Genomic DNA, 21,790 nt, shown 5'->3' on the forward strand with positions numbered 1-21,790 from the left:
GCGCGCCGGCCGCAGCTTCCGGTTCGCTCAGCTCAGCGGCGGCAAGGACCCTGACGACGTGTTGCGCGAGCAGGGTTCGGCGGCGCTGAAGGCCCAGCTCGGCAAGACCATGCCCTTCGTCGAGGCGCTGTTTCGCCGCGAGTGCGACCTTGCCCCGCTCGATACGCCGGAGCGACGGGCCGACCTGCGGGCCCGGCTGCGCGCCGCCGCCCAGGCGATCGCCGATCCCGATCTGGCCGGCGAATACCGTCGCACCCTGGACGCCCTCTATGCGCGCCTGTTCGCGCCGCCGGCGAATGCCGCCCGCATCCCCGCTGGCGGCCGCCGGCGATGGCGCGACGCACCCTTCATCGCTCCCTCAACCGCCGAGGGCCGCGCCGGGGCCAAGCGGCTGGCGCGGGCCCTGGCGCCGGGACCGGCCGCCCTTGCGCATTGGGCGATCCTCGACCCGGCGGTGGTGGACGACCACCTGGAGGCCCTCGCAGAGCATGGCTTCGGCGATCCGGCCTTGGCCGAACTGGCCGGGACCATCGTCCGCCTGCGTCTGTCCGCCGAACGTCTTGACAGCGACGCCCTCCAACGCCATCTGGCCGAGAGCGGATTTGCGCTGCTGAGCGACATCGACCGGGCCGCCGCGCAATCGGGCGCGCCCTTCATGAAACCGGATGTCACCCTCACCGCCGCCAGATCCCAGTGGTCGCGCGCCATGGAGGCCATGTGCCGCCTGGCGGCGTTGGATGAAGCCTTGACCGCCGCCAGGGACGACTTGGTGGCGGGCGTCGATTCCTCCGCGCACCGAGCGCTCAAGCTCGGACGCGACCGGCTGAGACGGGCGATCGAGACGGGAACAATTTGGGCCGATGAGCCAGACGCCTGACAGCCCCTTGGCCGCGGGCTCACCTGGAACTGTCATCGACGGCGCCGCGGCGAGCGATTTTTCGGAGAGAGGCATGACCAACACCACGACCGTCGAGGCGCCTGAGGCCCCGCCCGCGCCGGACGGGCCGCTGCTCGACCTCACCGACGCCGGGGTCAAGAAGTTCATCAAGCAGGCCAAGGCGCGCGGCTATGTGACCATGGACGAGCTGAACAAGGTGCTGCCCTCCGACGAGGTGACCTCCGAAGCCATCGAGGACACCCTGGCCATGCTCTCGGAGATGGGCGTCAACGTCGTCGAGGCCGAGGAGGAGCCGGCCGAGGGCGGCGAAGTCGCGGTGCGCGAGGAGACGGCTGTCGCCGAAACCCCCGGCAAGCCGAACGCCTTCGACCGCACCGACGATCCGGTGCGCATGTACCTGCGTGAGATGGGTTCGGTGGAGCTGCTCTCCCGCGAGGGCGAGATCGCCATCGCCAAGCGCATCGAGGCCGGACGCGACACCATGATCCGCGGCCTTTGCGAAAGTGCGCTGACTTTCGAGGCGATCATGGTCTGGCGCGAGGAACTGGCCGGCGGCCGCATCCTCCTGCGCGAGGTGATCGATCTGGAACAGACCTACGGCGGCCAGGTCGCCCAGGCCCTGTCGGACGCCGCCGTCGCCGGCGAGGCCCACGACGATGCCGATGCGGTGCGCGCCGAACCGGGCGAAGAGGGTGCGCCCCCTGTCGGCGAAGATGATGACGACTTCGATGACGGCGCCGGGCCGACCATCAGCGCCATGGAAGGCGAGTTGCGCGAAGGGGTGATGGCCACCCTCGACGCCATCGCCGGCGAGTTCGAATCGTTCCGCCGCCTGCAGGAGCGTCTGGTGGAGCATCGCCTGCGCGGCGGTGATCTGCCGGAAGACGAGCGCGCGGCCTACGAGGCCGCCACCACCGCCATCGTTCACCACCTCAAGACCTTGAAGCTCAACAACAACCGCATCGAGGCTCTGGTCGATCAGCTGTATGCCATCAACAAGCGGCTGATGGGGCTGGAGGGCCGGCTGCTGCGCAGCGCCGACGGCTACGGCATCTCGCGCCCGGAGTTCCTCAAGGCCTATTACGGTTCGGAGCTGGATCCGGCCTGGCGCGAGAAGGTCAAGCCGCTGGGCGTGCGCTGGGCCAAGTTCGTCGAGCACGACGCCCGCCAGATCAACGCCATCCGCCAGGAGATCGCCGCCCTGGCCACCGAATCCGGGGTGCCGATCGACGATTACCGTCGCATCGTCCATACGGTGCAGAAGGGCGAGCGCGAGGCCCGTCAGGCCAAGAAGGAGATGGTCGAGGCCAACCTGCGCCTGGTGATCTCGATCGCCAAGAAGTACACCAACCGTGGCCTGCAGTTCCTGGACCTGATCCAGGAGGGCAACATCGGCCTGATGAAGGCGGTCGATAAGTTCGAGTATCGCCGCGGCTACAAGTTCTCCACCTACGCCACCTGGTGGATTCGCCAGGCCATCACCCGCTCGATCGCCGATCAGGCGCGCACCATCCGCATCCCGGTGCACATGATCGAGACCATCAACAAGATCGTCCGCACCTCGCGCCAGATGCTGCACGAGATCGGCCGCGAGCCGACGCCGGAGGAGCTGTCCGAGAAGCTCGCCATGCCGCTGGAGAAAGTGCGCAAGGTGCTGAAGATCGCCAAGGAGCCGATCAGCCTGGAGACGCCGATCGGCGACGAGGAGGATTCGCATCTCGGCGATTTCATCGAGGACAAGAATGCGATCCTGCCGATCGAGGCGGCGATCCAGTCCAATCTTCGCGAGACGACGACGCGCGTATTGGCCTCGCTGACGCCCCGCGAGGAGCGCGTGCTGCGCATGCGCTTCGGCATCGGCATGAACACCGACCATACGCTCGAGGAGGTCGGCCAGCAGTTCTCGGTGACGCGCGAACGCATTCGCCAGATCGAGGCGAAGGCGCTGAGGAAGCTGAAGCACCCCTCGCGCTCGCGGAAGCTGAGGAGCTTCCTGGACAATTGAGTTCCGGGAGTTTCCTGCTTTTGCGGCAGGCGATGGGATGATCGATGGCGAGCCGAGCTCCCCGCGTTCGGCTCGCGAAAGCGCTTTCCGCAATAGAATCGTTCGAGCGAACAGAAATTCGTGCGCGATCCGATCAAACTGGATCGGTCGGCCCTCTAGCGGTCAGGCCTCCAAATATTCCGCAACGGCCGTCGGAGACGGAATCGGCAGCCCGTCCGCCGAGAGGCCATCGATATGGAAGCGGATGGCTTCTCGCAGCTCTTGCTCGACAGAGGCGACGGTTTCGCCCGTCGCGATGCAGCCGGGCAGGTCCGGAACATAGCCGGAGTAATTGTCGCCCGCCTTTTCGATCACGACCGCGTATCGCATCACTTCTCCTCCCTGATTCTCGCCTGCTTCAAAATGCTGCCCAATGTTCCCGGCGCCACATCATCGGACGGCTTGCCTGCGACTGTCGCGCGCCCCGGCTTCGATGGATGCTTGAATTGTCGATGACTGCCGCGAGTGGCCACGAGAATCCAGCCATCCTCCTCCAGTAGACGAATCACGTCTCGAACCTTCATCATGCGGGCCGCGCCTCGCCTCGAAACACCTCGACAATATCGGTCTTTCTGGCCGCTCGCACATCTATTTCTTCGTCTTGCGCAGGGTGATCGCCTCGAAGCCATGGATAAAACAGCCCCGAGCCGAGCCGAACCGCTCTCCGGGCGCAAGCGTAGCGGCGTCGTCTATACTCCCGCCCCCATCGCCCGCTTTCTCGTCGCGCGCACCATCGCGCTCTCGCTCGACGAGCGGCGCGCCGCGCTACTCGCGCAGCATGACGGATGCGAGACGCTCGCCTTCTGGCGCGCATGGCGCGAATCGCTGCGCGCATTCGCGATCGTCGATCCCGCTTGCGGCGAGGGCGCGCTGCTCGAGGCCGCCTTCGACGAAATGGCGCGACGCTATGAAGAAACGGCGCATGCGCTGACCGCGCTCGGCGAGACGATCGCGCTCGATACGGCGCGCGAGACGCTCGCCGATAATCTCTTCGGCGTCGACATCGACGCGCGCGCGATCGCGGCCGCGCGCCGCGCGCTCTCGAGCCGAAATTCGACGACGAGCGAGACTGAAGGCGCGCGGTCCGAGGCGGCGGCTGGACGGCGAGCCTTCAGGCGCGCTCCCGAGCAGACGTCTCCGCACCTGCATGCCGGCGACAGCCTCATCGACGCGAGCGCGGGCGGCTTCGACTGGCGCGCCGCCTTCCCGGATATCATCGCGCGTGGGGGCTTCGACATCGTCCTCGGCAATCCGCCCTATGTGCGGATGGAATATCTCAAAGAGGCCAAGCCCTATCTCGCGCGACATTACGCCGTCGCCGCCGAGCGCGCCGATCTCTACGCCTATTTCTTCGAGAAAGGCGTGCGACTGCTCAAAGACGGCGGACGGCTCGGCTACATTTCCTCGTCGAGCTTCTTTCGCACCGGCGCCGGCGAGAGCTTGCGCCGCTTCCTCACGCGCAATGCGACGATCGAGAGCGTCGTCGATTTCGGCGATTTGCGCGTCTTCGACGGAGTCGTCACCTATCCCGCCATCGTGACGCTGAAAAAGAGCGCCGAGCGCGGCGACGTCTTCTTTCTCCTGCTGAAGGATCGCAAGCCGGAGACGCTCGAAACAGCCTTCGCGGAGAGCGCGCGGCCCATGCCGCAGGCGCGGCTCGGCGCGTCCGTCTGGCGCTTCGAGCAGGAGGCGCTGGCGCTTCTGCGCGACAAGATCGCGCGGGGCCGCAAGACGCTGCGCGAGGCCTATGGATCGCCGCTCTGGGGGATCAAGACGGGGCTCAACGCGGCTTTCGTGCTCGACCGCGCGACGCGCGATGCGCTCGTCGCCGCCGATGCGCGCAACGCTGCGATCTTAAAACCCTATTGTCGCGGCGCGAGCATCGGGCGCTGGCGCGCGATCAGCGAGGACTGGCTCGTCGATACGTCGAAAGGCGCTCTCGACATCGCCGATTATCCCGCCGTGGAAGCATGGCTCGCGCCGCTGCGCGAGCGGCTCGAAACCCGCGCGACGCAACAGCGATGGTTCGAGCTGCAGCAGGCGCAGCGCGCCTATCGCGCGCGCTTCGCGGGCCCGAAGATCGTCTTTCCGGATATTTCACAAGGGCCGAAATTCGCGCTCGACGAAAGCGGCGGCCTCATCGACGCGACCGCCTTCTGCCTGCCCTGCGCCGATCTCGCGCTGCTCGCCTTTCTCAACTCGCGGCTCTGCTGGTTCGTGCTGCATTCTGTGTCCAATCCGCTGCGCGGCGGCAAATGGCGGCTGCGGCTCAAGGCGCAATATCTGGAGCCGCTACCGCTCCCCGATCTCGAACCGCCGACGGCGGAGCGGCTCGCGACGCTGGCGCGGGCCAATTGCGAGGCCGCCCGGCGGCGCGGCGAGACCGGCGACGCCGACGAGGCCGCGCGCCTCGCGAGCGGGATCGAAGCGCGGGAGCGGGAGATCGACGCGATGATCTACGACTGCTTCGGTCTTTCGGCCGAGGAGGCCGCTTTGCTCGAATCCTCGCTCGCCGGCCAATATTGACCGGCGAAATCCCGCCCCGACTGCGATATATTGCGCCGCATGAACCCGCATCTGCGCCCGACAGGCCTTCCGCTCGAGACCCAGGTCGCCGAGGGACTCCCCCGGCGTTGCAGGAGCGTCGCGGAGATGGTCCGCGCCGGCATCATCGACGAAGACGAGCGGATCGGCGGGGAGGTCGCGCCGATGTCGCCGAAGGGCGTGCGGGAAGTCTGGGTCCTCGACGCCCCGAAGGCCATGACCCGCGTCCATCGCCGGCTCGACGCCGCCTGCTGCGCCGAGATCGTCACACTCCCGGGCTCCGCGCGCCTTGCGCGCGCCCGAGCTCACCTTCAGCCTCGCGGAGCTCGGCGTAACGCCCGGCGCGGATAGACAGTGATTCCCATGACCATGCCATCGACGAGCGTCGCGCTGCTGCGCGGGTTTCTGCGCAAATGTCCGAATTGCGGGTCCGCCGCTCTGTTCGACGGCTATCTGAAGCGCGTGGACGTCTGTCCGCATTGCGCGGAGAGCTTCGTGGGCGTCGACGCCGACGATGGGCCGGCCTGGCTGACCATCGGCCTCGTCGCCCATATCATCGTGCCGCTGCTCATCTATCTGGAAACGCGCGGGACCCTGTCCTATGGCGCGGAGGCGGCGCTGCTGCTCTCGGTGACGACGCTCTGCACGCTGCTGCTGCTGCCGCTCTGCAAGGGCTTTTTCATCGCGGCCGTCTGGTCGCTGTCGCGCAAATCCGGCTGACCGCGCGATTCAGTCGTCGCGCGGCGCGGGCTCGCGCGGCTCCAGCGGATGGCCCGCCGCGGCCCAGCCATCGGTGCCGCGCGAGAACCAGGACACATTGGAATAGCCGAGCGCGAGCGCTCGCTTGGCGGCGTTCCACGACATCCAGCAATCGGCGAGACAGTAGAAGACCAGCGCGCGGCGCTTGTCTTTGGCCGTGGCTTGCGCGAGGCCGCTCTCGAAATAGCCGAGCGCGGCCGGCGACAATTCGCCATAGCCGGTCTCGGGGAGCCAGACGCTGCCCGGAATGTCGAAACGCGGCTTGTCGCGCCACACCGCATCGGGCGGCAGGCCGGCGGGCTTGGGCGGACGCGGCAGAACATCGATGAAAACCGCCGCCTTGTCCCGCCACAAGGCGAAAGCCTGCGGCGTGTCGATCGCGCCGGCGCCGCGCAGAGTGGCTGGGACGGCCGCGCGATAGTCGGAGAGCCTGTAGCCGTCCGGCTCCGGCGCGGGCTCCGCGGCGGCCGGCGCGACGGCGAACAACGCAAAGCCGATCGCGGCGACGGCTCGACGCGCGCTTTCCAGCCGCCGCGTCACGGCGCGGGCGCGATCGGCGCAGGCGTAGTCGGCGCAGGCGTAGTCGGCGATGGCGTGATCGGCGCGTCGGACTCGTCGGTCAGAGGCACGCCGAAATCAGCGAGCAATCGGTCGATCTCGTTCTGGTTCTGGGCGATGAGCCGATTGAGCGCGCGCTTCCACTCCTGATCGGAATGGCGCACGCCCATCGCGATGCGGTAGCTCATGCGCGCGCCCTTGTCCCCCGTGAGCAGGACCAGCTTCAGTCGGCCGCCCGACTGCTTCACATGATAGCCGGCGATCGGCCCCCAGAGAATAGCGACGTCGATTTCCTTATTGGCGAGATCGCGGATCATATCGGCCGCCGGCGCGTCGACGCGCGTGTCGACGACGAGCGGATAGGGCTTCACCGCCGCGAGCAGCCGATAGCGGGCCAGCAGATTGCCGGGCGGCGTGTTGGCGACGAGGCCGATGCGGCGGCCATTGGCGAGGCGCGGATCGGCGAGCGAGCTCAGCCCCTCGAGATCGGAGCCGGCGCGATAGACGACCGCATAGGACGTCCGGTAATAGGGATTGGTGGGCTGCACGAGATCGTCGCCCTGCGGCATCCCCATCACCACATCGCACAAATGCGCGTTGAGCGTGTTGCGGATGAAGCCGGTCGCGCCCGGATAATAGGAATAGGCCAACCCCTTGCCGAGCTTCTTGGCCAGCAGCTCGGCCAGCTTGTTCTCGAAACCTTCGCCGGCGCGATTGGAAAAGGGGAGATTGCTGGGGTCGGCGCAGACGCGCAGGACCTCTGGATCGACGAGCTCGATCGATCCTGCGGCGTCGTCCGGCCCGGACCGCGCGCGAACGCCCGGCGACTGGGAATAGGCAGGGGCCGTCGCGAGCAGGCTCGCGACGGCGACCAGGGAAAATGCAAAAAAGCGAGAAAGAAGGCGAGGCGACCGGAGAGACTTACCGAGTCTCCGGCCGACGCCGCCACCGGCCGGCCCTCGACCTCTCACTCGGCAACGTCTCGCCTCGCAACTCGCCTGGCGACATCTCACTTGGCGCTCATGCACTTCGTTTCGGCCTCGCCGAAAGCCGCGGGCTTCTCGGCCTTCTTCTCCGGACGGCCGCGGCCGACCGCTTCGGTCGAGCGGGCGCGGATATAGATATAGAGGTCGTCGATGTAGCACATGGCGTTCTTATTCTCGGCGAAAGCCGGCATGACGCTGTCATTGCCTGCCTGCTTGTTCTCGCGGCCGCCGATGACGATGCCCACGAATTCCGCATAGTCGAAATTCTTGAGCGAGTTCTTCAGCGCCGGCGCATAGGTCGAGCCTTCGGCGTTGGGGCCGTGGCAGACATGGCATTCGGAGTGATAGCGACGATAGCCGGAGAAAGTGTACCAGTCGACAGCGCCGTCCGCCTGGATCTTATAGGTCGGGTCGCCCTTGGCGTCGAACCATTTGCCGTCAACTTCCTTGACCGCGGTCGGGTCGCCCGGCGGTTCGGCCCGCACGGTCGTTCCTAAACCCATGAAGACGCTCAGGGCCAGAGCCCCGACGAGCGGCAGTCTCATTACTCGATCCTCCAGCAGTTTCCATCTACTCGAACATGCGGCGCCCGGCGACGCGCCAGAAGGCGTTCGCCGGGCGCCGAACTTATTTTTGGCCGACTCAGTTCGCCGGAGCGACGATCGGCAGAGCGTAATCGGGCAGCGAGAACACGGTCAGCACGCCGCCGAGAGCGGTGTAGTCGGACAGCGCCTTATAGCCGCCGACCGCGCCGAGGCCTTCGTTGCTCTTGGACAGGCCGGCCGCGAGGCCGATGCCGGCCCAGCCGCCGACGCCGGACAGAACCGCGACATACTGCTTGCCCTTGTGCTCATAGGTCATCACATTGCCGATGATGCCCGACGGAGTCTTGTACTTGTACAGCTCCTTGCCGGTCTTCACGTCGACGGCCTTCAGATAGCCCTCGAGCGTGCCGTAGAAGGCGAGCCCGCCGGAGGTGGTGACCGTTCCCGACCAAACCGAGAACTGCTCCTTGTTGGACCATACGATCTTGCCGACGCGAGCGTCCCAGGCGATGAAATTGCCCATGTGGCTGTCGCCGGGCGGCGGGAACATCTCCAGCGTCGCGCCGACATAGGGCTGACCCGCGGTGTAGCTGACGCGGAACGGCTCATAGTCCATGCAGACGTGGTTGGTCGGCACGTAGAACAGGCCGGTGTCGGGCGAGAAGGACGCGGGCTGCATGTCCTTGGAGCCGAGCGCCGCCGGGCAGACGCCCTTGCTGTTCACGTCCTCGCCGTTCTGCTCGGTCGAATATTTCGACACGACCAGCGGACGGCCATAGGTCGGGGAGCTCTTGTCCATATCGACCTTGCTCGCCCAATTGACGGCCGGATCGTATTTCTCGGCGACCAGCAGCTCGCCGGTCACGCGGTCGAGCGTGTAGCCGAAGCCGTTGCGGTCGAAGTGGACGAGCGTCTTGCGAGCCGCGCCGCCGATCGTCTGATTGGCGAGGATCATCTCGTTGATGCCGTCATAGTCCCATTCGTCATGGGGGGTCATCTGATAGACCCATTTGGCGACGCCGGTGTCGAGGTCGCGCGCCCAGATCGTCATGGACCAGCGGTTGTCGCCCGGACGCTGCTTCGGGTTCCAGGTCGAGGGATTGCCGGAGCCGTAATAGACGAGGTTCAGCTCGGGGTCATAGGAATACCAGCCCCAGGTCGTGCCGCCGCCGATCTGCCACTGATCGCCTTCCCAGGTCTTCAGCGACGAATCCTTGCCGACCGGCTTGCCGAGATAGGTGGTCTTCTCGGGGTCGAGCAGAACCTCGGAGTCCGGACCTTCCGAATAGCCGCGCCAGGCGAGGCTGCCATCCTTGATGTGATAGGCGGTGATGCTGCCGCGCACGCCGAACTCGCCGCCGGCGATGCCGACGAACACCTTGTCCTTCATGACATGCGGAGCGGCGGTCGAGGTGGCGCCCTTGGAGGGATCGCCATTCTTCACCGACCAGACGAGCTTGCCGGACTTGGCGTCGAGAGCGACGAGCGTGGTGTCGGCCTGGGCCAGGAAGATCTTGCCGTCGCCATAGGCGAGGCCGCGGTTCACCGTGTCGCAGCACATCACCGGAACGACGCTCGGATCCTGCTTGGGCTCATACTTCCAGAGGATCTTGCCTTCGTTGTTGAGGTCGAGGGCGTAGACGATGTTGGGGAACGGCGTATGGAGATACATCACGTCGCCGATCACCAGCGGCGCGCCTTCGTGGCCGCGCAGCACGCCGGTCGAGAAGCTCCAGGCCGGAGCCAGCTTGGCGACGTTCTCGGTGGTGATCTGCTTCAGCTTGGAATAACGAAGATTGGCGTAGTCGCCGGTCGGCAAAACCCAATCCTTCGGATTCTTCTGGAGCTCGAGCAGCTCGTCGGCGGCGTTCGCCACGCCGGCCCCGAACAGCGCGAGAATCCCCACCGAAGTCGACAACAACAGCTTATGCATGAGCTTTTCCTCCTGACGACATCACCGTGCAAAAGGCCCGGCCACGCCGCCGACATCGCGCCTTTCCGACGCCCTAAGGCTTTGGGAAGCCGTTTCCTCTTTTTTTGCCACGACGATCGGACGGAAACGCCGCGCCCGCAGCTCCGTCCATATCCTCGCTGAGACGCCTTCCGGTTCCCGGCCGGAAAGCCTCTTTTAGGTCGGAAACGGCGGGATAATATGTCGCACAGAATTGAAGCGCAATCCCCAAATCCCTTTCCCGACTTTCCTGATTTCTCGCATGAAACCCACGAAAAACAAGGTCGAAAAACCCATGCTGCAACGCACTATTCTACGGCTCGCCATCGCGCTGTTCTGTCTCTTCACGAGCGCCGCGAAAAGCTTCGAGCTGACCGAGATCGCGCCCGGCGTGCTCGTCCATCAGGGCCAGACCGCCTTGATGTCCCGCGACAACTCGGGCGACATCGCCAATCTCGGAGCGATCGTCGGCGACGAGGCGATCGCGGTCATCGACACGGGGGGAAGCCGCGTCGAGGGGGAGGCGTTTCTCGCTGCATTGCAACAGCGCTCGCCCAAGCCCATCCGCTATGTCGTCAACACTCATGTCCATCCGGACCATATTTTCGGGAATATTGCCTTCGCAGGCGCGGGAGCGATCTTCGTCGGGCACAAGAATCTGCCGCGCGCCATGGCGACTCGCGGGCCGCATTATCTCTCTTCTTTTCGCGAGGCGATGGGCGCGCTGGTCGATGATGTGAAACTGGTTCCGCCGAGCCTCACCGTCGAGCGCGAGACGATTCTCGATCTCGGGGGCCGCAAGATCACGCTGAAGGCCTGGCGCACCGCCCATAGCGACGCCGATCTCACCGTGCTCGATCCGCAGAGCGGCACGCTGTTCGCCGGCGATCTCCTGTTCCTGCGCCATGTGCCGATCGTCGACGGAAGCCTGCTCGGCTTCCTCGCCGTCGTCGACGAATTGCGCGCGATCGAGGCGGTCCGGGTCGTCCCCGGCCATGGGCCGGCGGTCGCTCCCTGGCCGCAGGCGCTCGATGCGCAGAAAGCCTATCTCGACCACCTCACCCGCGATTTGCGCGCCGACATCGCCAAGGGCGAGACGCTCGCCGAAGCGGTGCGGACGGCCGGCCGCGAGGAGCGGCCCAATTGGCTGCTCTTCGACGATTATCACAGCCGCAACGCCACGGCCGGTTTCGCCGAGCTCGAATGGGACGCCCCTTGAGCCCCCCGCATAGAGAGAGCTATGATTTCGAAAAAGCCGGAGGAACGCAGATGAGCCCTTGGACCGCGAGCCTTCCGGCTCGCAAGACGCCGCGCGAGAGCGAGCCCGAAGGCTCGCGGTCCGGTCGTCTTCGTCTCGCGACCGCGGCGGCCCTGTGCCTCCTGGCCGGCGCAGCGATGGCCCAGGAGCCCAAGATCGATCCATGGCCCGGCCTCGTCACCGATATATTCCACGACCGCGCGATCACGCCGCATGAGGGCGTGGTGGCGCTCGACGCGCCGAAGCGGGCCGAGGACGCCGCCATCGTGCCGATGACGATCACCCTCCTCGCGCCGGGCTTGCGCGCGGCGACGCTCGTCATCGACGAGAATCCCATGCCCATGGCCGCGGCCTTCTCCTTCGGCGACGGCGCGGGCGTCCAGAAGATCGAGACGCGCGTCAGGGTGAACTCCTACACCAATGTGCATGTCGTCGGCCGGACGGCGGATGACGCGCTGCATTCGGTGGTGAAATTCGTGAAGGCCTCGGGCGGCTGCTCGGCGCCGGCGATCAAGGACCAGGACGAGGCCGACGCCAATCTCGGCAAAATGAAATATCGCGAATTCGCCAGCGAGACCCCCGCGCTGCGCGAGGCGCAGATCATGATCCGCCATCCCAACAATTCCGGGATGCAGATGGACCCGCTCACCCGCGCCTATCTTCCCGCCCATTATGTCGACAAGGTCGAGGTGCGGCAGGGCGACGCGCTGATCTTCTCCATGGAGGGCGGCATATCGCTCTCCGAGGATCCGAGCTTTCGCTTCGTCTACAAGCCCAACGGCGCCAAGACGATCCGCGTCGAGGCGCATGACAATCAGGGCGGCGTGTTCAAGGGCGAGTGGCCCATCGGCAGCGCCTCGTAAGAGACAGCGGACGGCTCTATTCGCCGCTCGCTACTCGCCCCGCGTCGCCTCCACCCATTCGCGTGTCCGCGCCTGCGGATCGGCGGCGCGCAGCACATCGGTGACGACGCAGGCGCTGTCGGCCCCCGCCGCCAGCGCCGCACGGGCGCGCTCCGGCGTCAGGCCGCCGATGGCGACGAGCGGAATCGCGCCGATGCGGCGTTTCCACAGGCTGAGCTTGTCGAGGCCCTGCGGTCCGACAGCCATTTGCTTCAGCAGCGTCGGATAGATCGGCCCCAGCGCGACATAATCGGGGGCGAGCGACAGCCCCCGCTCGAGCTCGGCCTCGTCATGGGTGCTGACGCCGAGCCGCAGTCCATGCGCTCTGATCGCGGCGATGTCGGCGGTGTCGAGATCGCCCTGGCCGAGATGCACGAAGTCGCAGGCGAGATCGATGGCGAGCCGCCAATGATCATTGACGACGAGCTGCGCGCCATGGGCCGCGCAAAGGTCGCGCGCGCGCAAAATCTCTTCGCGCAACGCCGCCTCGTCGCGATCCTTGACGCGCAATTGCACGAGCCGCACGCCCTGCGGCAGCAGACGCGGGAGCCAATCGGCGGCGTCGACGATGAGATAGAAGGGATCGAGCAAAAGCGCGCTCACGCCTCGCATCCGTCGTCGAAGGCGCGGCCGAGCACGGGCGTCGACGGCGCCGCCATGTCGCGCGGCTCCATCAGGCCGGAAAGATGGGCGGCCCGGCCCGCCTCTATGGCGAGCGCGAAGGCCCGCGCCATGACGACGGGATCGCGCGCGCGGGCGACGGCGGTGTTGAGCAGCGCCGCATCGAAACCGAGCTCCATCACGGCGGCGGCCTGCGAAGGCGCGCCGAGGCCGGCGTCGACGATCAGCGGCGTGCCCGGAAAATGCGCGCGCAACGCCCGCAGGCCGAAGAGATTATTGATCCCACGACCCGAGCCTATGGGCGCCGCCCAGGGCATCAGCACGCGGCAGCCGACGTCGAGCAGTCTTTCCGCGACCACGAGATCCTCGGTCGTATAGGGAAAGACGGAAAAACCGTCGTCGCAGAGGATGCGCGCCGCCTCGACCAGGCCGAACACATCGGGTTGGAGCGTGTCCTCCTCGCCGATGACCTCGAGCTTGATCCAGCTCGTGCCGAACAGCTCGCGCGCCATCTGCGCGGTGGCGACGGCCTCCTTGGCCGTGCGACAGCCGGCGGTGTTGGGCAGCACGCGCACGCCGAGCTCGCGAATGAGCCGCCAGAAGCTCTCGCCCGCGCGCGAGCCGCCGGCCTCGCGCCGCAGCGAGACGGTGACGATCTCCACACCGCCGGCGCGGATCGCCTCGGCGAGAATCGCCGGCGAAGGATAACGCGCCGTGCCGAGCAGGAAGCGGGAGGACAGTCTCGCATCATAGACGACGAGGTCGTCGGGCTTGCTCATCCGAATTTTCACCCTCCCTGCCGCGGCGTGACGATCTCGACCGAATCGTCTTCGCACAAAAGCGTCTCGCCGCGGTCCTTGCCGCGCACGAACGCCTGATTCACGGCCGTGGCGATTGTCTGCTCGCCAAAACCCAATTCCTCGATGAGGCGCTCCAGCGTGGGCGCCTCAACCTCGAGCGTCCGCCCATTCACCCTGATCCGCATTCATGACCTCCGGGAAGATCTCGCCCGAAAAGAGAAAACGCGCGACGCGATGCGCCAGCGCCGGCGCCAGCAGAAACCCATGCCGATAGAGCCCGTTGACATAGAGCGTGCGGCCCCGGCGCGCGATGCGCGGCAGATTGTCCGGGAAAGCCGGCCGCACATCCGAGCCCGTCTCGACGATCTCGGCCTCCGCGAAAGCCGGATGAATGGCGAAAGCCGAATTGACCAGCTCGACGATTGAGCGCGCGGTGACGCGGGAGCGCTCCTCATTCTCGATCATCGTCGCGCCGACCATGAACACGCCCTCCCCGCGCGGGACGACATAGACCGGATGGCGCGGATGCAGCATCCGCACGGGGCGGGACAATTCGATCTCCTCGCTGCGCAGCACCAGCATCTCGCCCTTGACGCCGCGCAATTCCGCCAGCGCGTCGCGCGCCGAAAAGCCGCGGCAGTCGACGGTCCAATCCGCCCGCGGCGCGGATTCGGCGCCGAGCCGGATACGGACATTGTCCATTGTCCGAAGCCGCTCGAACAGAGAGCGCATCGCCGCACGCGGCTCGAGATGCGCCTCCTCGCGAAAATAGAGGCCGCCGGAAAAGCGGCCGGCGAGCGCCGGCTCGAGGACGGCGAGGCCCGCTTCGTCCAGCCGCTCGAAACGGTGGGTGCGCCGGGAGAAATCGGCGAGCTCGGCGCGGTCGCGCGGCGGCGCGACGACGAGGCTGCCGGCGATGGTCGCGACGGGAATGTCCTTGGTCCAGAAGCCGAGCGCCTCCTCGCCGAGCACGGCGACGACAGGCTCCGCGCTCTGCAATTCGCACCAGGGCGCGATCATGCCGCCGGCGTAATAGGAGCAGCCGCGCCCCGGCGCCGCGGCTTTTTCGATAAGCTCGACCTCGGCGCCGAAGGGCGCGCCGGCGCGGGCGATCTCGAAAGCCGCGGTCAGGCCGGCGACGCCGGCGCCGATCACGCAGATCAGCATCGAGGCGGCTCGGCGATGCGAGGCGAGCGGCCGAAAGCGCCTCGGCCGAGCGGAAACAGGAGCATGCGACCTCCCTACGCCAGCGCGAACTGGATCAGGTTCGAAGGGTCGCCGAGCCGCTTTTTCTAAAGCTATTCGGCCTCTCAGCCTCTTGCCGCGCGCGATCGGCGCGCCGGCGGCGAGGCTCCCCCGGGCGAGGCCGAGAGTCGCGCAGGAGCGGCGGCGCGTCAAGCGTCGCCGCGCGCCCTACGCCCTATTCCTGCGGGGCGCGGGCGCTGATCGCCAGAGCATGAACGCGGCCGGCCAGCTCCTCGGCGAGCAGAGTGTTGACAATTCTGTGCCGCTCGACCAGCTTCTTGCCGGCGAAAGCCTCGCTCACCACCTCGATGCGAAAATGACTTTCGCCATCCTGATGATGGCCGCCATGACCGGCGTGCTTGTCCGACTCGTCGATCACCTTCAAGGTGAGCGGCGCGAGCCCCTCGGTCAGTTTCGATCTTATGCTCGCCTGGACGGCGCCGATATTGCCTTGTGCGGCCATAGTGGAATCCTCCTCGTCCTCGCCACCCAAGCAAAATTCCCGCCGAATGAAATTGGCGTCGGGTTCCGCTTGCAGCCGGCGGCCAGTCTACCATAATGCAGCGCCATGGATTTGAATTCGCCCCTCTTCGATCGTATCCGCGTGAAGCCCGAGCAGAGGCAGGAGCGCCGCGAGACCCGTTTTCGCTGCGACGCCCCGGGCTGCGAGGCCGAGGGGGCCCATCGCGCGCCGATGGGTCGGCTGCGCGAGGGGCAATATTTCTGCTTCTGCCTGGAGCACGTGCGGGAATACAACAACTCCTACAATTACTTCAACGGCATGAGCGACGAGGACGTCGCCCGCTATCTGAAGGACGCCACCACGGGCCATCGCCCGACCTGGTCGATGGGCGTGAAGCGTGGACAGGCCGCGTTTCGCGAGGACCCGCTGCGGGCCGAGAATTTGGCCGATCCGCTGGGCCTCTACCGGCAGAAGTCGCACCGCGGACGGCCGCAGGCCGAGGCGGCCCCGCGCTTTTCGCCGGTGACGATCAAGGCGCTGAACGCGCTCGGCCTAGACGAGACCGCCGGTGCGGAAGCGATCAAGACGCGCTATAAGGAGCTCGTCAAACGTCACCATCCGGACGCCAATGGCGGAGATCGCTCCTGCGAGGAAAGATTGCGGGAGATCATCCACGCGTACAAGACGCTGCGAGCGGCCAAGCTCGTTTGACGAACAGTCCTGGCCGGCTGTGTGCGTCGCGAGCGCGCGCCGGCGAAACGGAGGATCAATGTTACTCGCAAGCGACAAAGCCGCGGGGGCCGCGCCTCTGCCGGACCTCAAAGTCTCCGTGCGCCAGCTTTTCGGCATCGATTCCGATCTCGAGGTTCCCGCCTATTCCCAGCCGGACGAGCATGTCCCGGACAAGGACCCCGATTATCTCTTCGACCGCGAGACGACGCTCGCCATTCTCGCCGGCTTCGCCCGCAACCGTCGCGTGATGGTGACGGGCTATCACGGCACCGGCAAATCGACCCATATCGAGCAGGTCGCCGCCCGCCTCAACTGGCCCTGCGTGCGCGTCAATCTCGACAGCCATGTCTCGCGCATCGATCTCGTCGGCAAGGACGCGATCGTGCTGAAGGACGGCAAGCAGGTCACGGAGTTCCGCGACGGCATTCTGCCCTGGGCGCTCCAGCACAATATCGCGCTGTGCTTCGACGAATATGACGCCGGCCGCCCGGATGTGATGTTCGTCATTCAGCGCGTGCTCGAGGTCTCCGGCCGGCTGACGCTGCTGGACCAGAATCGCGTCATCCGCCCGCATCCGTCCTTCCGCCTGTTCGCCACCGCCAACACGGTGGGCCTCGGCGACACATCCGGCCTCTATCACGGCACGCAGCAGATCAATCAGGGGCAGATGGACCGCTGGTCGATCGTCGCCACGCTCAATTATCTGCCGCATGACGCCGAGACCAATATCGTGCTCGCCAAGGTCAAGAGCTTCGACAAGACGAAGGAAGGCCGCGACACGATCAACAAAATGGTGCGCGTCGCCGATTTGACCCGCAACGCCTTCATGTCCGGCGATCTCTCGACGGTGATGAGCCCGCGCACGGTCATCACCTGGGCGGAGAATTCGGAGATTTTCGGCGATGTCGGCTTCGCCTTCCGGCTCACCTTCCTGAACAAATGCGACGAGCTCGAGCGTCCGCTGGTCGCCGAGTTCTACCAGCGCTGCTTCGGCAAGGAATTGCCCGAGAGCGCGGTGAATGTGGTGATGTCGTAAGCCTTTGAGCGCAGCCTGCCACCCTCCCCTCGAGGGGGAGGGTCGGCGGGCGATAGCCGGACGGGGTGGGGTTCGAAGACTCGGGGCGCCGCCCCCTCCCGTGCGCTTTCAGCGCTCGGCCTTCCCCCTCGCGGGGGAGGTCGAAGCGCCTTTTCCGGCCCGCGTCTCGCTCGCCCGATCGTCCAGCAAATCCGGCCGCCGCGAGCGCGTGAGCGCGACGGCGCGCTCATGACGCCAGCGCGCGATTTTGGCGTGATCGCCGCAGAGCAGAATGTCGGGAATCGCACGGCCCTCGAAATCGCGCGGCCGCGTATATTGCGGATATTCGAGCAGGCCCGACTCGAAGCTCTCCTCCTCGCCGGACGCGGACTCTCCCATAATGCCCGGCAAAAGCCGCACACAGGCGTCGACGAGCGCCATGGCCGCGATCTCGCCGCCCGAGAGCACATAATCGCCGATCGAGACCTCCTCCAGAGCGCGCGCCTCGATGATGCGCTCGTCCACGCCCTCGAAACGCCCGCAGAGGATCACAGCGCCTTCGCCGGCGACCAGCGCGCGCACGCGCTGCTGCGTGAGCGGCGCGCCGCGCGGGCTCATCAAGAGGCGCGGACGCGCGTCGCCCTGTGGCGCGGCGGCGTCGATCGCGGCGGCGAGAACATCGGCGCGCATGACCATGCCGGGACCGCCGCCGGCGGGCGTGTCATCGACCGCGCGATGACGACCGAGGCCATGCTCGCGAATATTGCGCGCCTCCAGCGCCCAAAGCCCGCGCGACAGCCCGTCGCCGGCGAGCGACAGGCCGAGCGGGCCGGGAAACATTTCCGGGAAGAGAGTGAGGATGGTCGCGCGCCACATGCGGCGGGTTATGGCATGGCGGCGCGAGGCGGGAAAGGCGGCGCGCTTTCGCCCGCGACGGTTACGAGCTAGGGTTTCGTTCGCGGGCGCTCACCGCCGCCAAAGGCCGGTTCGCGCAGGATTGATCGACAATGGATTTCTTGCAACTCACCGTCACAGGAAAAATCTGGAGATATCCTGGAAAAGGCGGCTGGTATTTCGTCTCGCTGAGCGAGGAGGATTCGCGCGCGCTGAAAGAGGAGAAGAGGATCGACAGGACCTTCTATGGCTATGTCCCGGTCACGGCGACGCTCGGCGCCCGCGTCTGGATGACGACTTTGTTCCCCTCGAAGGATGGCCCCTATCTGCTGGCGATCAAGGCGGATGTGCGCGCGAAGGAGCGCATCGGCGTCGGCGACGAGGTCGTCGTCGATTGTCGCGTCGCGCTTTCGAAACGAGAGCTAGACATCCGCCCCTGACGGCGCATCGCCGTCGATCTCGAGCGGCGGCTCCACCACCACGCGCCCACCCGCCACATCGACGATGGGAACCACCGCCTTGGTGAAGGGAAAAAGCATGGTCTCGCCGCCCGCGGGCGGCCGCACCTCCAGCAGATCGCCCGCGCCGAAATTGCGCACGGCGATCACCACGCCGAGCGTCTCGCCCGCGCCCGTCTCGGCGCGCAGACCTTCGAGATCGGCGAGATAGAATTCGTCCTCCTCCGGCGCCGGCAGCGACGCGCGTGGAAGATAGAGCTCGACGCCGGTGAGCGCCGTCGCCGCCTCGCGGTCGGCGACGCCCTTGAGCCGGGCGACGAACATGTCCTTGCCGATCGACCGCAGCGAAGCGATGACGAAACGGCGCGCGCCGCGCGCGTCGAGCAAGGGACCATAGGCGGCGATCGCCGAAGGGTCGGCGGTGAAGCTCTGCAGGCGAATTTCGCCGCGCACGCCATGCGCCGCGCCGAGTCGGCCGAGCAGAACGGCGTTTTTCATGCCGCGATACGAGCGAGCGTCATTGCGCCGCGCGAAAACGACGAAGCGATCCAGCGGTCGCCGCGCGACTCTGGATTGCTTCGCTGCATGCGCAATGACGACGTCATCAGGCCGAGGCGGCTTCGGCCGCGGCGGCCGCGGCGGCGGCGCGCTCCTGCGCCTTCTTCTTCGGCTGCGCCTTCTGCGGATTGCTGCGCGTCTCGCGCTTGCCGACGCCGACGCTCTCGAGCAGACGGGCGACGCGATCGGTCGCCTGCGCGCCCTTGGCGATCCAGGCCTGCGCCTTCTCGGCGTCGAGCACCAGACGATCGGCGGCGTCCTTCGGCTTCAACGGATCGAAGGTGCCGAGCCGCTCGATGAAGCGGCCGTCACGCGGCGAGCGGGAGTCGGCGACGACGACGCGATAAAAGGGACGCTTCTTGGCGCCGCCACGGGCGAGTCTGATCTTCAGGGACATTCGGTCTTCCTTTGTGATTAACGAGTCGTGAGCGGTGAGTGGCGAGCGTCACGACCCACCACTCGGCGATTTTCATTTCTTCTTCCCGAACGGATTGAGCCCGCTCAGGAAACCTCCGCCGCCGCCGAGCCCGGGCAGGGTCGGCTTGGCGGAGAATGCGGATGCCGGCGGCGCGGCGGGAATGCTGGGCCCGGCGCCGGGCGGCGAGCCGCCGCCGCCCATTTTCTTCTGCAATTCGGCGATCTGCTCCTGGCTCGGCGCCGGCATGCCGCCCATTCCCATCATTTGCGCGGCCTTGGCCATCATGCCGCCGCGCTTGCCGCCGCCCATGGCCTTCATCATGTCGGCCATCTGGCGATGCTGCTTCAGCAGCTTGTTGATCTCCTCCACCTTCACGCCGGAGCCGGCCGCGATGCGGCGCTTGCGCGAGGCTTTGAGAATGTCCGGGTTGCGCCGCTCCTTGGGCGTCATCGACAGGATGACCGCGCGTTGGCGCTTGAACATCTTGTCGTCGATATTGGCGGAGGCGATCTGCTCCTTCATCTTGGCGACGCCGGGCAGCAGGCCCATGATGCCGCCGAAGCCGCCGACCTTCTCCATCATGGCCAGCTGATCGGCCAAATCCTGCAGATCGAACTTGCCTTTCGCCATGCGCTCGGCGGCGCGCTGCGCCTGCTCGGCGTCGACGGCGGCGGCGGCTTTCTCGACCAGCGCGACGATGTCGCCCATGCCGAGAATGCGATTGGCGATGCGCTGCGGCGAGAATTCGTCGAGCGCATCCATCTTCTCGCCGGTGGCGATCAGCTTGATCGGCTTGCCGGTGACGGCGCGCATCGAGAGCGCCGCGCCGCCGCGGCCATCGCCGTCGACGCGCGTCAGCACAATGCCGGTGAGGCCGACGCGATCGTCGAAACTCTTGGCGAGATTGACGGCGTCCTGACCGGTCAGCGCATCGACGACGAGCAATATCTCATGCGGCTTGGAGACGGCCTTGATCTGCGCCATCTCCTCCATCAGCAGCTCGTCGATATGCGTGCGGCCCGCCGTGTCGAGCAGCACGAGGTCATAGCCCTCGCGCCGCGCCGTCTCCTCGGCGCGCTTGGCGATCTTGACCGGGTCCTGGCCCGGCACGATCGGCAGAGTGTCGACCTCCACCTGTCGGCCGAGAATGGCGAGCTGCTCCTGCGCGGCCGGGCGCTTCACATCGAGCGAGGCCATCAGCACGCGCTTGCCGTGGCGCTCTTTCAGGCGCTTGGCGATCTTGGCCGTCGTCGTCGTCTTGCCGGCGCCCTGCAGGCCGACCAGCATGATGGCGATCGGCGGGGCGGCGTCGAGATCGATCGGCTGCGCCGTCGAGCCCAAAGTCTCGACCATGACGTCATTGACGATCTTGACGACCATCTGGCCGGGCGAGACCGACTTCACCACATTGGCGCCGACGGCCTTCGCCTGCACGCTGTCGGTGAAGGTGCGCACGACGTCGAGCGCGACATCGGCCTCGAGCAGGGCGCGGCGCACCTCGCGCAGAGCCTCGGCGACATCGGCCTCCGTCAGGGCGCCGCGCCGCGTGAGCTTGTCGAATATGCCGGAGAGCTTGTCGGAAAGGCCCTCGAACATGCGGTTCTCCTGCGCGCGAAGCGGACGTCGCTCCAAAGCAAATCGCGCCCGGGGGCGCTCAGCGCTGCCGGACGTTGGCCCTACGCCTCCGTGGCGAATGGGCGGGTCATAGGTCATCTCTGACGAGATTGGCGCGATTTTAGGCGCTGGCGCCCGGGAAGTCAACGCGCGGCGCGGAGACTCGGCGCGGAGACTCCTCGCCCCGCGACGTCTTGGCCGGGCTTGTCCCGGCCATCCACGCCAGCGCGCGCCGAAACGTCGAAGATGTGGCGCGACGCCGAAACTCCGGCTGACCCCGCCGGGGGACGAATTCGCCGATGGTCGGCGCTTTCCTTTGGTCTCGCAGCTGCTTGGCGTGGATGGCCGGGACAAGCCCGGCCAAGACGGCGGCAGAGTCTCGCAGGATAGGATTATCGTCCGCCCGCGCCGAAGCGCCCGGCGCCTCGCGGCGGCGGGAGAGGAGGGGCGGCTCGGGACGCTCCGGCCCCTTTCGGCCGCAGCGCGAAGAATTATGCGTGGTTTCGGAGCGTCCCGAAACGCGGCTT

Annotated in this window: 24 protein-coding genes, 1 pseudogene and 1 riboswitch; of the genes and pseudogenes, 10 read left to right on the forward strand and 15 right to left on the reverse strand. The window is 66.7% G+C overall.

The window, feature by feature from the left end; all coding sequences use genetic code 11:
* Nucleotides 1–877: pseudogene (locus VIF40_RS12655) on the forward strand (hypothetical protein); the annotation flags it as partial.
* 73 nt (nt 878–950) lie between these two features.
* Nucleotides 951–2,903 carry an RNA polymerase sigma factor RpoD gene (rpoD, locus tag VIF40_RS12660; protein ID WP_331937872.1) on the forward strand — a complete coding sequence of 651 codons (1,953 nt, stop codon included), beginning with the start codon at nt 951–953 and terminating at the stop codon, nt 2,901–2,903.
* 162 nt (nt 2,904–3,065) lie between these two features.
* Here the strand turns inward: rpoD and VIF40_RS12665 are convergent, their stop codons facing one another.
* Both VIF40_RS12665 and VIF40_RS12670 read right to left on the reverse strand, forming a co-directional pair.
* A complete protein-coding gene (locus VIF40_RS12665) occupies nt 3,066–3,272 on the reverse strand; it encodes a type II toxin-antitoxin system HicB family antitoxin (protein ID WP_331937873.1) in 207 nt (68 codons plus the stop codon).
* On the reverse strand, nt 3,272–3,466 hold the full coding sequence (locus tag VIF40_RS12670) for a type II toxin-antitoxin system HicA family toxin (protein ID WP_331937891.1): 195 nt from the start codon (nt 3,464–3,466) through the stop codon (nt 3,272–3,274). Before VIF40_RS12670 ends, VIF40_RS12665 begins: the two co-directional genes overlap by 1 nt.
* Before the next feature lie 103 nt (nt 3,467–3,569).
* Between VIF40_RS12670 and VIF40_RS12675 the strand changes: the two genes are divergently transcribed.
* The 3 genes from VIF40_RS12675 to VIF40_RS12685 are packed head-to-tail and all read left to right on the forward strand — an operon-like array spanning nt 3,570 to nt 6,206.
* Nucleotides 3,570–5,468, forward strand: coding sequence for an Eco57I restriction-modification methylase domain-containing protein (locus VIF40_RS12675; RefSeq protein ID WP_331937874.1), 1,899 nt, complete (start codon nt 3,570–3,572; stop codon nt 5,466–5,468).
* Between the two features lie 39 nt (nt 5,469–5,507).
* Complete coding sequence (locus VIF40_RS12680) at nt 5,508–5,837, forward strand: hypothetical protein (RefSeq protein ID WP_331937875.1); 330 nt, start codon at nt 5,508–5,510, stop codon at nt 5,835–5,837.
* A gap of 12 nt (nt 5,838–5,849) precedes the next feature.
* A complete protein-coding gene (locus VIF40_RS12685; RefSeq protein ID WP_331937876.1) occupies nt 5,850–6,206 on the forward strand; it encodes a DUF983 domain-containing protein in 357 nt (118 codons plus the stop codon).
* A gap of 9 nt (nt 6,207–6,215) precedes the next feature.
* Here VIF40_RS12685 and VIF40_RS12690 read toward each other — a convergent pair whose 3' ends face one another.
* The 4 genes from VIF40_RS12690 to xoxF5 all read right to left on the reverse strand — a co-directional run bounded on the left by VIF40_RS12690 (nt 6,216) and on the right by xoxF5 (nt 10,267).
* Nucleotides 6,216–6,785 (reverse strand): PQQ-dependent catabolism-associated CXXCW motif protein, encoded by a 570-nt coding sequence (locus VIF40_RS12690; protein ID WP_414684800.1) that lies wholly within the window; start codon nt 6,783–6,785, stop codon nt 6,216–6,218.
* Nucleotides 6,782–7,678, reverse strand: coding sequence for a substrate-binding domain-containing protein (locus VIF40_RS12695; protein ID WP_331937893.1), 897 nt, complete (start codon nt 7,676–7,678; stop codon nt 6,782–6,784). The genes VIF40_RS12690 and VIF40_RS12695 overlap by 4 nt, the downstream gene beginning before the upstream one ends.
* A 134-nt stretch (nt 7,679–7,812) precedes the next feature.
* Nucleotides 7,813–8,292 (reverse strand): c-type cytochrome, methanol metabolism-related, encoded by a 480-nt coding sequence (locus VIF40_RS12700; RefSeq protein ID WP_331937894.1) that lies wholly within the window; start codon nt 8,290–8,292, stop codon nt 7,813–7,815.
* 139 nt (nt 8,293–8,431) lie between these two features.
* Complete coding sequence (gene xoxF5 / locus VIF40_RS12705; protein ID WP_331937877.1) at nt 8,432–10,267, reverse strand: lanthanide-dependent methanol dehydrogenase XoxF5; 1,836 nt, start codon at nt 10,265–10,267, stop codon at nt 8,432–8,434.
* A 313-nt stretch (nt 10,268–10,580) separates the two neighbouring features.
* Here xoxF5 and VIF40_RS12710 point away from each other — a divergent pair, with 313 nt between their 5' ends.
* Entirely contained in the window at nt 10,581–11,504 is a 924-nt protein-coding gene (locus VIF40_RS12710) for a quinoprotein relay system zinc metallohydrolase 2 (RefSeq protein WP_331937878.1), read from the forward strand.
* Nucleotides 11,505–11,680: 176 nt separating this feature from the next.
* Nucleotides 11,681–12,406: a quinoprotein dehydrogenase-associated SoxYZ-like carrier gene (locus VIF40_RS12715; protein ID WP_331937895.1), complete on the forward strand. Its 726-nt coding sequence runs from the start codon at nt 11,681–11,683 to the stop codon at nt 12,404–12,406.
* A 30-nt stretch (nt 12,407–12,436) separates the two neighbouring features.
* Here the strand turns inward: VIF40_RS12715 and VIF40_RS12720 are convergent, their stop codons facing one another.
* The 5 genes from VIF40_RS12720 to VIF40_RS12740 all read right to left on the reverse strand — a co-directional run bounded on the left by VIF40_RS12720 (nt 12,437) and on the right by VIF40_RS12740 (nt 15,574).
* A complete protein-coding gene (locus tag VIF40_RS12720; protein WP_331937879.1) occupies nt 12,437–13,048 on the reverse strand; it encodes a thiamine phosphate synthase in 612 nt (203 codons plus the stop codon).
* The gene (locus VIF40_RS12725; protein WP_331937880.1) at nt 13,045–13,845 is read right to left on the reverse strand and encodes a thiazole synthase; all 801 of its coding nucleotides are present in this window, start codon (nt 13,843–13,845) and stop codon (nt 13,045–13,047) included. Before VIF40_RS12725 ends, VIF40_RS12720 begins: the two co-directional genes overlap by 4 nt.
* Nucleotides 13,846–13,853: 8 nt before the next feature.
* The gene (thiS, locus tag VIF40_RS12730) at nt 13,854–14,051 is read right to left on the reverse strand and encodes a sulfur carrier protein ThiS (RefSeq protein WP_331937881.1); all 198 of its coding nucleotides are present in this window, start codon (nt 14,049–14,051) and stop codon (nt 13,854–13,856) included.
* Nucleotides 14,014–15,033, reverse strand: coding sequence for an FAD-dependent oxidoreductase (locus VIF40_RS12735; protein WP_331937882.1), 1,020 nt, complete (start codon nt 15,031–15,033; stop codon nt 14,014–14,016). Before VIF40_RS12735 ends, thiS begins: the two co-directional genes overlap by 38 nt.
* Nucleotides 15,034–15,087: 54 nt before the next feature.
* Nucleotides 15,088–15,234: riboswitch (TPP riboswitch) on the reverse strand.
* Between the two features lie 52 nt (nt 15,235–15,286).
* Nucleotides 15,287–15,574: a BolA family protein gene (locus VIF40_RS12740; protein ID WP_331937883.1), complete on the reverse strand. Its 288-nt coding sequence runs from the start codon at nt 15,572–15,574 to the stop codon at nt 15,287–15,289.
* A 105-nt stretch (nt 15,575–15,679) separates the two neighbouring features.
* Here VIF40_RS12740 and VIF40_RS12745 point away from each other — a divergent pair, with 105 nt between their 5' ends.
* Both VIF40_RS12745 and cobS read left to right on the forward strand, forming a co-directional pair.
* Complete coding sequence (locus VIF40_RS12745; RefSeq protein ID WP_331937884.1) at nt 15,680–16,285, forward strand: J domain-containing protein; 606 nt, start codon at nt 15,680–15,682, stop codon at nt 16,283–16,285.
* A gap of 58 nt (nt 16,286–16,343) precedes the next feature.
* Complete coding sequence (gene cobS / locus VIF40_RS12750) at nt 16,344–17,342, forward strand: cobaltochelatase subunit CobS (RefSeq protein WP_331937885.1); 999 nt, start codon at nt 16,344–16,346, stop codon at nt 17,340–17,342.
* A gap of 108 nt (nt 17,343–17,450) precedes the next feature.
* Here cobS and trmD read toward each other — a convergent pair whose 3' ends face one another.
* Nucleotides 17,451–18,197 (reverse strand): tRNA (guanosine(37)-N1)-methyltransferase TrmD, encoded by a 747-nt coding sequence (gene trmD, locus VIF40_RS12755; protein WP_331937886.1) that lies wholly within the window; start codon nt 18,195–18,197, stop codon nt 17,451–17,453.
* A gap of 131 nt (nt 18,198–18,328) precedes the next feature.
* On the opposite strand from trmD, the gene VIF40_RS12760 reads away from it, so the two are divergent.
* Complete coding sequence (locus tag VIF40_RS12760; RefSeq protein ID WP_331937887.1) at nt 18,329–18,655, forward strand: DUF1905 domain-containing protein; 327 nt, start codon at nt 18,329–18,331, stop codon at nt 18,653–18,655.
* Here the strand turns inward: VIF40_RS12760 and rimM are convergent.
* The 3 genes from rimM to ffh form a co-directional block, all read right to left on the reverse strand.
* A complete protein-coding gene (rimM, locus tag VIF40_RS12765; RefSeq protein ID WP_331937888.1) occupies nt 18,638–19,171 on the reverse strand; it encodes a ribosome maturation factor RimM in 534 nt (177 codons plus the stop codon). The two genes, VIF40_RS12760 and rimM, sit on opposite strands and share 18 nt — an antisense overlap.
* Nucleotides 19,172–19,277: 106 nt before the next feature.
* Nucleotides 19,278–19,628: a 30S ribosomal protein S16 gene (gene rpsP / locus VIF40_RS12770; protein WP_331937889.1), complete on the reverse strand. Its 351-nt coding sequence runs from the start codon at nt 19,626–19,628 to the stop codon at nt 19,278–19,280.
* A gap of 72 nt (nt 19,629–19,700) precedes the next feature.
* Entirely contained in the window at nt 19,701–21,245 is a 1,545-nt protein-coding gene (gene ffh, locus VIF40_RS12775; RefSeq protein WP_331937890.1) for a signal recognition particle protein, read from the reverse strand.
* Nucleotides 21,246–21,790: the final 545 nt, after the last annotated feature.

The sequence above is a fragment of the Methylosinus sp. genome (genome assembly GCF_036560965.1).
In the GTDB taxonomy this organism is placed as follows: domain Bacteria; phylum Pseudomonadota; class Alphaproteobacteria; order Rhizobiales; family Beijerinckiaceae; genus Methylosinus.